The organism is Streptosporangium minutum, from assembly GCF_002149035.1.
In the GTDB taxonomy this organism is placed as follows: domain Bacteria; phylum Actinomycetota; class Actinomycetes; order Streptosporangiales; family Streptosporangiaceae; genus Streptosporangium; species Streptosporangium minutum.
The window spans coordinates 1-11,639 of sequence record NZ_NGFP01000283.1 but is presented as its reverse complement, the minus strand read 5'-3'; the positions used below and the strand labels follow the sequence as shown (position 1 = coordinate 11,639).

Annotated in this window: 13 protein-coding genes and 1 pseudogene; 6 read left to right on the top strand and 8 right to left on the bottom strand. The window is 69.9% G+C overall.

The annotated features are described in order from the left end of the window. Positions 1-1,211, top strand: a 1,211-nt coding sequence (locus tag CA984_RS37945) for a LysR family transcriptional regulator (protein WP_242676400.1), incomplete at its 5' end; no start/stop codon positions are given. 101 nt (positions 1,212-1,312) lie between these two features. Here CA984_RS37945 and CA984_RS37940 read toward each other — a convergent pair. The 4 genes and pseudogenes from CA984_RS37940 to CA984_RS37930 form a co-directional block, all read right to left on the bottom strand. Continuing rightward, positions 1,313-1,639, bottom strand: coding sequence for a hypothetical protein (locus CA984_RS37940; protein ID WP_133061897.1), 327 nt, complete (start codon positions 1,637-1,639; stop codon positions 1,313-1,315). Positions 1,640-1,905: 266 nt separating this feature from the next. Further along, on the bottom strand, positions 1,906-2,190 hold the full coding sequence (locus CA984_RS37935; protein WP_086578217.1) for a putative quinol monooxygenase: 285 nt from the start codon (positions 2,188-2,190) through the stop codon (positions 1,906-1,908). 79 nt (positions 2,191-2,269) lie between these two features. Then, positions 2,270-2,512: pseudogene (locus CA984_RS48410) on the bottom strand (hypothetical protein); the annotation flags it as partial. Between the two features lie 34 nt (positions 2,513-2,546). Next, positions 2,547-3,377, bottom strand: coding sequence for an MBL fold metallo-hydrolase (locus tag CA984_RS37930; protein ID WP_086578216.1), 831 nt, complete (start codon positions 3,375-3,377; stop codon positions 2,547-2,549). A 295-nt stretch (positions 3,378-3,672) separates the two neighbouring features. Here CA984_RS37930 and CA984_RS37925 point away from each other — a divergent pair, with 295 nt between their 5' ends. Both CA984_RS37925 and CA984_RS37920 read left to right on the top strand, forming a co-directional pair. Further along, positions 3,673-4,041: an STAS domain-containing protein gene (locus tag CA984_RS37925; RefSeq protein ID WP_165781558.1), complete on the top strand. Its 369-nt coding sequence runs from the start codon at positions 3,673-3,675 to the stop codon at positions 4,039-4,041. A 672-nt stretch (positions 4,042-4,713) separates the two neighbouring features. Next, positions 4,714-5,004: a MerR family transcriptional regulator gene (locus CA984_RS37920; protein ID WP_207621186.1), complete on the top strand. Its 291-nt coding sequence runs from the start codon at positions 4,714-4,716 to the stop codon at positions 5,002-5,004. Positions 5,005-5,312: 308 nt separating this feature from the next. Here the strand turns inward: CA984_RS37920 and CA984_RS37915 are convergent, their stop codons facing one another. Genes CA984_RS37915 through CA984_RS37905 form a run of 3 tightly spaced genes read right to left on the bottom strand, consistent with a single transcriptional unit; the run spans position 5,313 to position 7,542 of the window. Beyond that, a complete protein-coding gene (locus CA984_RS37915) occupies positions 5,313-6,149 on the bottom strand; it encodes an alpha/beta fold hydrolase (RefSeq protein ID WP_086578213.1) in 837 nt (278 codons plus the stop codon). Beyond that, positions 6,140-6,469, bottom strand: a complete 330-nt coding sequence (locus tag CA984_RS47450) for a hypothetical protein (RefSeq protein WP_207621185.1) — start codon at positions 6,467-6,469, stop codon at positions 6,140-6,142. The genes CA984_RS37915 and CA984_RS47450 overlap by 10 nt, the downstream gene beginning before the upstream one ends. After that, a complete protein-coding gene (locus CA984_RS37905; protein WP_242676398.1) occupies positions 6,466-7,542 on the bottom strand; it encodes an RNA polymerase subunit sigma-70 in 1,077 nt (358 codons plus the stop codon). The genes CA984_RS47450 and CA984_RS37905 overlap by 4 nt, the downstream gene beginning before the upstream one ends. Before the next feature lie 95 nt (positions 7,543-7,637). On the opposite strand from CA984_RS37905, the gene CA984_RS37900 reads away from it, so the two are divergent. Then, positions 7,638-9,461, top strand: a complete 1,824-nt coding sequence (locus CA984_RS37900) for an alpha/beta hydrolase (RefSeq protein WP_086578211.1) — start codon at positions 7,638-7,640, stop codon at positions 9,459-9,461. Positions 9,462-9,601: 140 nt separating this feature from the next. On the opposite strand, the gene CA984_RS37895 is transcribed toward CA984_RS37900, so the two are convergent. Next, positions 9,602-10,036: an ATP-binding protein gene (locus CA984_RS37895; protein WP_278249088.1), complete on the bottom strand. Its 435-nt coding sequence runs from the start codon at positions 10,034-10,036 to the stop codon at positions 9,602-9,604. 275 nt (positions 10,037-10,311) lie between these two features. Between CA984_RS37895 and CA984_RS37890 the strand changes: the two genes are divergently transcribed. Next, positions 10,312-11,148 (top strand): helix-turn-helix domain-containing protein, encoded by an 837-nt coding sequence (locus tag CA984_RS37890; protein WP_165781557.1) that lies wholly within the window; start codon positions 10,312-10,314, stop codon positions 11,146-11,148. After that, a complete protein-coding gene (locus tag CA984_RS37885; protein WP_086578208.1) occupies positions 11,136-11,348 on the top strand; it encodes a DUF397 domain-containing protein in 213 nt (70 codons plus the stop codon). Before CA984_RS37890 ends, CA984_RS37885 begins: the two co-directional genes overlap by 13 nt. Positions 11,349-11,639: the final 291 nt, after the last annotated feature.

The following is an 11,639-nucleotide window of genomic DNA, read 5'->3' as shown; positions in this document are numbered from 1 at the left end:
CGTCTCGGTCATGGGACGGTCTCGGCGAGAATGGACGGGTGATAGAGACGCGGCGGCTGAGGACCCTGCGCGCGGTGGCCGACCACCGGACGGTCACCGCCGCCGCCGCCGCGCTCCACCTGACCCCCTCCGCCGTCTCCCAGCAGCTCGTCGCCCTGGAGCACGAGGTGGGCCACCGGCTGCTGGAGCGCGACGGACGGGGGGTGCGGCTGACCTCCGTGGGCCGGATCCTGCTCGGCCACGCCAACGAGGTGCTCGCCCAGCTGGAGCGGGCCGGGGCCGACATCGCCGCCTACACGACGGGTACGGCGGGCGAGGTGAAGGTGGCCTCCTTCGCCACCGCGATCGGGCTGGTCGTGGCGCCTGCGGTGGGCACGCTCCGGGACAAGGAGCCGGGCATCCAGGTGCGGGTCCTGGACGCCGAGGGCGACCAGAGCCTCACCATGGTCCTGGACGGCGTGGTGGACGTGGCGGTGGCGGTGGAGTATCGCGGCGCCCCGGCGGAGGACGACCGCCGCCTGTCCCGCATCCCGCTCTACTCCGAGCCGTTCGACGTGGTGCTCCCCCGGGGCCACCCCCTGGCGGACCCGGACCGCATCCCGGCGGACACGGACCACACCCTGATGGACCCGGACCGCATCCCAGCGGACCCGGACCACACCCTGATGGACCCGGACCGCATCCCAGCGGACCCGGACCACACCCTGATGGACCCGGACCGCATCCCAGCGGACCCGGACCACACCCTGGCGGACCCGGATCCCCCCGGAAACGCCTTCTCCGTCACGGACGGACGGAACGCCCTGCCCATCGCGGGCCATCCCGAGACGCCTGCGGCCGGCGGTCCCGGCCTGTCGGTCGCGGACCTGGCGGGCGAGACGTGGATCGGCCCCTACCCGGGCAACCCCTGCCACGACGTGATCGCCCTGGCCTGCGAGCACGCGGGGTTCATCCCCGAGTTCGCGCACTCCTCCGACAACTTCAGCGCGGTGGTCGCACTGGCCGCCGCCGGGGCGGGCGTGGCGATGGTGCCGCGCCTGGCGTTGCGCGCGGCCGACCTGTCGGACGTGGTGATCCGCCCGGTCCCAGGCCCCGAACGGCGGGTCTTCGCCGCCGTACGGCGGGGCGCGGAGCGCCACCCCCTGCTCGTCCCCCTGCTGGACGCCCTCCAGGACGCCGCGACGGCATTACGCCAGGCTCCGTCACTGTGACGGAGGCGGCGGCTCCCGCCAGGGCGGCCACCGGCTCTGAGAACTGGCGGCGGCTCCCGGCAGAGCGGCCACCGGCTCTGAGAACTCCGGACGGAATGCGCTCAGTGATTGAGGCGTCGCCGGCAGATGACGTCGGAGGCCAGGGTCATGAGGGCTCCGTGGATGTCGTCGCGGATCTCCCGGCGGATGCGTAATCGGCGCAACCAGTGCAGCAGGGCGATCGTCTGCTCGACCACCCAATGATGCACGCCCAGGCCGGAACCATGCGGAGTCCCGCGGCGAGGGATAATCGGCTCGATTCTCTTCTCCCGCAACTGACGGCGGTAGCGGTCGTGATCGTAGGCGCGGTCGGCATACAGCGTCTTGGGGCGCCGACGAGACTTGCCGACCTTGCCGTGAACCGGTGGGATCGCCTCCGCCAAGGGCATGAGCTGCAGGATGCCGCCCGCGGTTGCCACCGCCGAGGCTGGCCGCCGGCGGGATGCCGTTCCCGTCGGTGATCACATGGCGTTTCGAGCCGCTCTTGCCGCGATCGACCGGGCTCGGGCCGGTTCTGGGCCGCCCCTGAGTGCCCGCACCTGCGAACTGTCGATCACCGCCTTGGACCAGTCCAGCTGATCACAGGACTTCCGACAGAACGAAGCGCGCGGACCACGTCAAGAGCAGAACCTGGCGCATTCAATGATCACTTGGATCAGGCAGTGTCGGCTCCGGATACGTGATACCGGAGCACTTCGGCGTCACGGATCATCGCCGTCTGCCCTTCGTCCGGCCCGGAGCCCCGGAAGGCTTCAAGAGCCTCCTCGGACTCCCACCGCTCATAGACGTTGATCCGCCCCGCGTCGACCAGGTCGGCGCCGAGCACGAAGTCGAGGCAGCCGGAAGAGGCGCGCGCCTGCGCGACCACACCGACACAGCCCTGCAGATAGGCCTCCCGATCGGCGGGATCGACAGTGAGCCGGCCAGAAATGATGATCATGCCGTCATCGTAGGATCCGTCACTGACAGAATCGGCAGACGCATGTCATTCTGCCAGGACCTGTACGGACTTCGGATCTTCAAACGGGTTGAGGGCTTCGGATCCACAGGATCGCTCCGCGTAGATGAAGGCCGGCGAGGTGGCTTTCGGGGGCCTTGTCGAACGGGAAGGCTGGCCTGCGCCATTCCCTGATCCGGTTGATGCAGCGTTCCGCCGTGTTGCGCTGTTTGTAGAGATCCAGATCGTGGCTGACCCGGCGTCCGCCGCGAGCGCCGCGTTTCTTGCGGTTGGCCGCCTGGTCGGCCCTCTCCGGGATGACGGCTCAGAGGGGAGCGCGTCCCGCGGGCCGTACGGACTCAGAGGGGGACACCTCCCGCGGGCCGTACGGGAAGGGGGTGCGTCTGTCCTCGCTCGACGTAGTGCACGCCGCCGGACAGGCCGCGGCGCTCGACCTCCCGGCGGAAGTCCGCCAGCGGCGAGGTGAACGCCGTGTAGTCGTCGTAGTGCACCGGCATGGTGTGACGCGGATGGATGAGCTTGAGCCATTCGGCTCCCTGCCTGCCGTCCATGGTGACCATCAGCAGGCCGAGGAGCTTGGTGCCTCCCAGGTGCACGATCCCCAGGTCGATGTCGGGGAAGCGTTCCGGGATGGCGGACAGGCAGCCGTCCATGAGCGTGTCACCGGATATGTAGATGCGCAGGTCGGTCTGGCCCCCCGGGCGGCCGAACTCCAGCATGCTCCCCATCACCGGGGGAAGGAACGCCTGCGCCGCTCCCGGGGCGTGGCGCGCGGGCAGGGAGGTGACCCGCAGCGTGTGACCGTCCCGCTCGAACAGCCATTCCTGCCAGCTCCCCAGCCCGACGGCCTCGCCGAAGCCCTGGCGCCTGAGCCGCCGCGCCGCCTCGCGGGTGGTCACGACCGGCAGCGCCCTGTCCAGACCGCGACGAGCCACCCGGTCCCAGTGGTCGCCGTGCATGTGCGACAGCACCACGGCGTCGAGGAGCGGGAGCCGGTCGATCCCGATGGCCGGCTCGCTGCGACGCCGGGTGCTCAGGCCGTAGCCGAGGTAGGCACGCTGGCCGCGGTGCAGGAAATTGGGATCGGTGAGGAGCGTGAACCCGTGATAGCGAATCAGCGTGGTGGCGTTGCCGACGAAGAACACGCCTGATCCGTTGGGGTCGGCCATCGCGGCCTCCGACAGGTAGGGCGGCGTAGGCCGGGTCCCCGGCCCTGGCCGGACTGCTCGTTCCCCTCCAGGATTTCACGCCGGAAAAGCGGCCGCCGTCCGCCCCCCGTTCCGGAGGGGGTTGCTCGAAGTCGTCTTCTCGCTCCTGTCGCTCCGGAAAAGATCTTTCTCGTCATCTGGCGCCGCGTCGGCGACGTCATGTCTCCTTCCGTCTGCGGGGGTGGGTATCCCCGCTCTCCATCGGGGTATCGCAGGGCTTCGCCGACGGTACGCAGAAGGAGGAGGAGGGACTGAGGTGAATCATCACGAGCAGGAGTTGCGGGTGCGGGTGACCCATCGAGGGCATTGCAGCGTGCTGGAGGTCGGCGGGCACCTGGACTTCATCACCGCGCCCACGCTCACCGACCACATCGACACGCTCTGGGAGCCGGGCATGGGCCTGCGCCTGGTGCTGGAGCTGTCGCAGCTGACCTTCTACGACTCCACCGCCCTGGGGGTCCTGGCCCACACCCTGCAGCGCGTTCAGGCCAGCGCCACCAGCCGGCTCCTGCTCGTGGGGCTCCCGGGCGGCCTGCGGCATCTGCTGGAACGCACCGGCCTGCTGGCCCATTTCGAGCTGCGCGACAGCATCGAGCGGGCTGTCGCCGACCTGCTCTCGACGTAGGAATCATCCTTGCTTTCTCGGAATCGAAAACCTGTAGTGACTGAGGTAGACATCCGAGCTAGTTGAGGATAGAGTTCCTGACATCGCAAGGAACGGATCCACGAGGGCAGAGAATACCCAGCATCACGACGAACTGCCCGGGCGGACGTGGATAGCAGTAGACGAGACAGGTAGATGGCAGAAGGTCGGACGTGCCAGGGCCAATGCAGGTGAAGGGTCCCGGCCGTGGACGCGCTGCCACGTGATGTACGAGTTCGAAGAAGAAGCAGGGATAAACGAAAGGAGTGTTGAACGCCATCAGGATCGCCCGCTGCCGGCTGAAGTTCGCCGCACGGGTACCGCAGCTCCACAGATTGGACGGTGGTCTACGGTCACGCATTCGCGATCCCCGCATCCCCGCCCCCACCGGGCGGCCACATGCGGAAGCAAGTAAGTCGGCCAAATGGCCGGTAGATGGTGTTGAACCTCGTGGGCCCCGGCGCATCAAGGCGCCGGGGCCCCTGTCGGCATTCGGGAAGGTATATGGATCAAGCACTGATGGCGTCGGCCGTCCGATCGAGCCCCGCGCTCCGAGACACCGCCGACCGCGCCCACCCGGCCGAAAGGCCCCCCGCCGCTTCCGGCAACACCCCAAGTCACCGATTCGACGACGAGGACTACCCCGCCTACAGCATGGGCCGGGCCGCCGAAATGCTCGGCGTCACCCCGGCGTTCCTGCGCAGCCTGGGCGCCGCCAAACTGATCGAGCCGCAGCGCTCCGACGGCGGTCACCGCCGCTACTCCCGCTACCAGCTGCGCCTGGCCGCCCGCGCGCGGGAGCTCGTCGACCAGGGCACCGCCCTGGAGTCCGCCTGCCGCATCATCATCCTGGAAGACCAGCTCGCCGAGGCTCTGCGCATCAACGCCGAGCTGCAGCAGTCCCGCGACCAGCCGCCTGGGAACGCCGGCCGCCGCTCGGCATGAGGGCCGGTGATCACAGCCCCCGTCGGCGATCCAGTAGTCCGCGGCCCCCTGTCCCGTAGCGGCAGGGCGGTCGCGCCTGGTGGCGGGGTCGGAGTGCGACGGAAACGTACGCCAAGCCCGTTCGCGCGGGTCGACCATGGCGCGTGCGCGTGGATGGCCGAGAGCCTTGACCCACGTTCCCGTTCCGTCGCACAGGTGCCGCGCCTGTCTCCCCGTCAGGCGCAGCTGGGCGGACCTGCCCCGGCGTGCTCGGACCGACCTGCCCCGGCGTGCTCGGACCGACCGCTGATCCGTCGTTCCACACCGGCTCAGCCGTGCAGGAATTCCACGAGCGCGGGCGCGAGCTTCTTGGGGGCCATGACCACGGCGCCGTGGTTGAGGCCGGGCAGCGTGCGGTGCTCGGCGTCGGGCAGGACGTGGGCGAGCGCCCGTGCGGCGTCGTGGAATCCGGCCGGGCTCTTGCCCCCGGTCAGTACCAGGGTCGGCATCGTCGCGGCCGACCACCGGCCGGCCTCCAGTGGCTTGCCCTGCTGGGTGTCGCCCATGACCGCGGCGTCGTAGGGCAGCGTGTGCGCCAGCGCCTTGAGGCTCGACCACGCGCCCGGCATCAGCCGCATCATGGTCACCATGAATGCGGGCATGCCCTGGACCTCGGTCATGAAGTATCTGACCGCGTCGCCGCGCCGGTCGGCGGCCAGCAGCGCGTCGAGCCGCCGGGCGTAGTCCCCGGGCGGGCCGAAGCCGTCGTCGCCGATCACGAACGGCGGTTCGTACAGCGCCAGCCGTTCGACGTCGAGCCCGGCCGCCACGGCGCGCAACGCCAGCACCGCCCCCGACGAACTCCCGAACACCGACGCCGAACCCCCGGCGTGGCCGATCAGCGCCGCGATGTCCTCGACCTCGCGTTCCACCGCGTAAGCCGCCGCGTCACCGCTGGCGCCCCGGCCCCGCCGGTCGTAGTTGATCACGGTGAAGTGCTCCGCCAGCAGGCCGGCGAGCTTACGGGCGTCGGAGCGGTCGGCCAGCGCCGAGGACACCAGGATGACCGCGGGCCCGGCGCCGAGCCGCTCGAACGCGATCTCGGTTCCGTCCCCGGAGATGACCGACGCGTGCACTGGGACCGTCTTTTCGCTGGTCATGGACATGATTGTTTCTCCGCTTCAGGCACTATGTCGTGTTCTTGGTTGTATGACGGCGCCTCGGAGGAAAAGGAATCGGTCCGGTTCCGGCTTATCGCGATCAATGTGACCAGGCCCGGCCCCGGGTTGCGCAGCACGCGTAAAGGCAGACCGGCCAGACACAGCACCGCGCCGTGGCCGAAGCGCCGGCGGGCGCCGTCGGCCGTCTCCAGTTCGACCTGCCCGTCTTCCACCCGGACGATCGCGTCGTGCCACGCGGCCGGGTCGTAGGGGCGGACCTCACCGCAGGCCAGGACCACCTCGCGCCGCCGGAATCCCCCGCTCACGGCAGGACCAGGGGCAGGCCGAACGCGGCGAAGCAGCGCGGTTCGAACGACGTGATCGCGGTGATCCGGCCGTCGTCGATCCGCAGCACGTCGAGCACCTGGGCGCGGAAGCGGCCGGCCAGGTTCCTGGTCTCCTCCGCCATGGGGTGTTCGACGTAGTGCGCCACGGCGGGCTGCAGGTTCGCTCCGGTGACGACGCCGCGCCAGCGCCCGTGGTACCACGGCGAGCCGGGTTTGAAGACCTGCCCGGAAAGGGTCAGCAGCGCCTCCCGCCCGACCAGCCACGCCGGGTGCGGCGGCATCGTCATCCGCACGTCCTCAGCGAGCATCCCGGCGAGCGCGCCCAGATCGGCCCGCTGGTGCGCCTGGACGTAGCGCCGCAGCAGCGCGCGCTCGTCCGCGCTCGGCTCGGCCGACGGCGCCCAGTCCTCGCGCCGCCGCGGCAGGTGCTCCTTCAGCGTCGCCCGTGCCCGCTGCAACGCGCTCTTCACCGACGCCACGCTGGTCTCCAGCAACGCGGCCGTCTCGGTGGCCGGCCAGCCCAGCACGTCCCTGGTGATCAGCACGGCCCGCTGCCGGGGGGGCAGGTGCTGGATCGCCACCAGGAAGGCGAGCTCGATCGTCTCCCGCGCGACCGCCGCCGACGCCGGCCCCTCGGCACTGTCGGCGGCCGGCTCCAGCAGCAGGTCCGGGACCGGCTGCAGCCACGGCACATCCGCGGGCGGCTGCGTCGGCGCACCTGGATCGACCAGCGGCGGGACCTGATACGGGGCCACCCGCCGCCTGTTCCGGCCGATCACGTCCAGACACGCGTTCGTAGCGATCTTGTAAAGCCAGGCCCGGAACGTCGAGCGCCCCTCATAGGTCTCCCGGCGGCGCCACGCCCGCAGAAACGTCTCCTGAACGACGTCCTCGGCGTCGTCGTAGGAGCCGAGCATCCGGTAGCAGTGCACCCGCAGCTCCCACCGCAGAGGCTCGACCAGCGCTCCGAACGCCCCCTCGTCACCGGCCACGGCGGCGTCCACCACGGCCGCGTCCTCCGCCGGACGGTCACCGGCTCGATCCTCGGCCACCGCCACCTCCCAACGTCGCTGCCACCCGTGAACGACCATAAGACGGATACCACCGCGAAAAGGAATCGGACCGAGCCCCGCGAAGGAACCCCCCCATGTCCTTGAGGAACACCACCGGCCTCGCCGCGCTCATCGCCGCCGGCACCCTGGCGTTCGCCGTACCGGTCCCCGCCGCCGCGCAGAGCGCGCCGACGCTGGAGGATCATCCGTGCCCCGTGGCGGTCCCGAAGGGCACCCGGTGCGGGTACCTGGTGGTTCCCGAGCGGCGTGACCTGCCGGACGGGCCGGAGACCAGAGTGGGCTTCGCCGTGCACCGCTCGAACGCCGCGGACCGCAAACCGGATCCCGTCGTCTACACCAGTGGAGGCCCCGCCTCGGCGTCGATCCAGCTCACCGGCTACCTCGCCGAGATGTTCCGGGACCGCGACGTGATCACGCTGGAACAGCGTGGCAGCAGGTGGCCGGAACCGCGCCTCGACTGCCCGGAGACGGTCCGCGCCATGCTGGACACGCTCCGGAGCCCCGGCCAGGCCGCGGAGGAGACAGGCGTGATCGCCACCGGTGCGGCGGCGTGCAGGGAGCGACTCGGCGTGGACCTGCGGGGATACAGAACCGAGGAGATCGCCGCCGATGTGGTGGACCTGCGGCGGGCACTGGGATACGCGCGGTGGAACCTGTTCGGGGTGAGCTACTCGACCAGGTCGATGCTGGCTGCGGCCGCCACCGACCCCGAGGGCACCCGCTCGGTGGTGCTGGACTCCTTCCTCCCCGCCGAGGTGAACTGGTACGACGACGCCACCCGCGACCTGACCGAGGCCGTCGCGAAGCTGTCCGGCCGGGGCTGGCCGGACCTGAGCGAACGGTTCGCGGCGATGGTCGCCGACCTGAACAGGGACCCGGCGGCCATCACCACCCGTGACCCGCTGACGGACAGGCCGATCACCGTCCGGCTCACCGGTGACGACACGGCGACAATCCTCGGTGAGGCCATGCACTCGGTCGAGGTGCTCCCGATCGTGCCCGCCCTGATCGACGGGCTGGCGGCGGGCCACCACGACCTGCTGCAGCCCCTGGCCGACGCGGCCGGCCCGGGGCTCGCCACCTATGAGTTCGGCCTCTACCACGCGGTCCAGTGCCAGGACGAGACGCCCTACAACGCCTTCCCCTGGACGCGGCCCCGGCTGTTCACCGGAGTCCACGACCGGACGGTGTGCGACACCTGGAAGCTGCCCCGCGCCCCCGTCACGGCGGCCACCACCAAGGCGCCTGTCCTGGTGCTCGGCGGCCAGTACGACCCGACCACGCCGAGCCGTACGGCCAGGCCCGCCGCCGAGGCGCTGCCCGACTCCCGGTTCGTCGAGTTCGCCGGGGTCGGGCACGCGGTGTTCCTGTCGAGCCGGTGCGGCCGGCAGACCATCGCCGCCTTCCTCTCCGACCCGGCGGCCGCGCCGCCCTGCGACCCCGGGCAGGCCGCCTACCGGGTCGTCCGGCCGGGAGAGGTCCACCTCACCGCCGCCCCCTACCGGGCACAGCGCGCGCCGTGGACGCTGCTGCCGTTCGTACTGCTTGGGGTCACGGTGCTGGTCCAGCTCGTCGCGGGCGCCCTGCGACCGCGACGCCGCCTGCCCACGCTGGTCGCGGGGCTGGCCGGGTCGGCCTTCGTGGGCCTGACGGTCGACGCGGTGTACGGGGTGATCGCGGAGAACGAGACCGTGCTGGCGCTGGGAGTCCCTTCGATCCTGCGGTGGTACGGCCTCCTCGCCTGGCTCGGCCTCGCCGCCACCGTCGTGGCGGTGATCCGGCCGCCGCACGCGGACGGGCCCGTCGTGAAGAGACCGCTGAGAGGGCGGGGCGCCCACCTTCTGGCAGCGCTCGTGCACGCGGGGTTCCTCGCGTGGTGGTACGTCTACTTCCTGTGACGGGAAAGGCCCCCGGCGGGCGCTCCAACGGGGGGTGGGAGCGGGCACGTATCAGCGGGTCGTGGGGAAGACAACCACGTGCCGGGGCTTCCCGCCGGGGGCGGTCCAGACGGCTCCGCAGCGGGTGGGGGCCGCGTCGGCTATCCCACTCGGGGCCGGGTGCGAGGATCGGACGTGTCCGGGAGGGAGTCTTCGGGAGACGGCGGGCCGGCGGGGATCTCGCACCACACGGTCCGGCCGGGGCGGCGCTCGTGTGTGCGGTAGCCCCAGTTCCCGCCCGAGAGCTCGCTGACGATCGCCAGGCCCCGGCCGCCCTCCGTCAGAAGGCATGCCGGGTCCGCCCGGACGCGGGGGGCCTCGATGGTCAGGCCCGCGTCCATGACCTCGACGCGCAGCAGGCCGCCGTACGCCACCAGCCGCAGGACCAGCGGGTCGACGGCGGCGGGGCCGACTCCCGGCCGGGCGTGCCGGAGGGCGTTGGTCACCAGCTCGGAGACGGCCAGCCGTACGGCCTCGTAGGCGGGGTGGTCCTCCCCGAGCCACGTACGGACTTCGTCCCGCGCCCGGAGGCCGATCCGGGATCGCCGGGCAGACAGATCTCCTTAAGGGGCTCGGGATTCATCGGTCCGCCTTCCCCGGCCGAATCGGCCGGATCTCCGTCTCGCTCAGGCCGTCGGCCGAGGCTTCGCCGTCATTTCGGCGCGGCATTCATACGGTCGCAAGAATGCGGAGACCAGGGCGGCGAACCGTATTAGCAATGTGTTCACAGTTCCGTGAACCCCTCACGCAATCAGAAGAACTCCCTGGACAATGGGCTGTGCATGGCGCGAACCGGCGAGAGGAGCTCCGGATGACCATCCCCCCGGAACTGGACCCACGTTTATCCCCACGCACTCAGTTCGGTATTGAACTACGCAAATTCCGGCTTTTATCAGGATTTACCCAAAGAAAGCTCTGTGCCGTGATACACCTGTCGATCAGCCAGTTGAGCATGATTGAGAACGGTCACCGGGCACCGAGCCTGGACCTGGCCCGCAAGGTGGACGAGGTTCTCGGCCTGGGTACGGCGCTCACAGATCTGCTGGATCGCCTGAACCGTACGGCGGCCCAACTCCCCCGCTGGTTCCGGCCCTGGCTGGAGTTCGAACGCGAGGCCGAGACACTGCACACCTGGGAACTGTCGATGGTTCCCGGCCTCTTGCAAGTAGAGGGATACGCGCGAGCTCTGATCGGCAACGAACCGGGCGTCGGCCGAGAACAGGCCGAGGAGCGTGTAGCAGCTCGACTGGAACGGCAGGAAATTCTCAAGAGACCCAAGCCGCCCATGATGTGGGTGGTGCTTGACGAAAGCGTCTTGCACCGACCCGTGGGGAGCCCAGAAGTGATGAAGCACCAGCTTCAACACCTCTTGGAGATCGGGAAGAGCCCCTGCGTGTCACTTCAGATTCTTCCCTATACGGCTTACGGCACCGTTGGCTTACTGGGCGGTTTCGTCATCGCGGACATGCCGAAGGGAGCGCCTTCCATGGCCTACATCGACTCCCAGAGCACAGAGGATCGAGTAAGCGCGCGATCCGAAGAGGTGAAAGGCTTAGCATTCAGGCATGGCGTGATTCGAGTAGACGCCTTGTCTCGGCGCGATTCGCTCGGCATGATCAAGGAGACGATGCGTAGATGGACGACGTGACCCAGGAACTCACCGAAGCCCAGTGGCGCACATCCACTCTCTCCGGTGGAGACGGAAGCAACTGCGTCGAGGTCGCCGAGCTGTCCGGCAGGCGGCGGGCCGTACGCGACAGCAAGGATCGGGGCGGCCCCGCACTGGTCTTCACCCCCGGAGAGTGGGCCGCCTTCGTCGGCGGCGTGAAGAACGGCGAGTTCGGCTAATGGGAGCTACCGGGTCGGCTGTTCGGGCAGACTCGGTGTCTGTAGCCGCTGGTGAGTGAGCACCCTCGTCGGCCGGACCTTGGAGTCCTGGGGTCAGATCGTGCCCTCACCGGTGGTCAGGGGTCTTGATCGCTGATGGGATGTCGTGCCCCTCGAGGGTCTGGGGTGAGCACTGGTCCATTAGTTCGCGGGCCGGCTCCTGCAGGCTGCTGACCGCTGTTGTCGATCGTCGGGGAGGTCGGGTTGCTGTTCGTTGGTGATGACTGGGCTGAAGACCATCACGATGTCGAG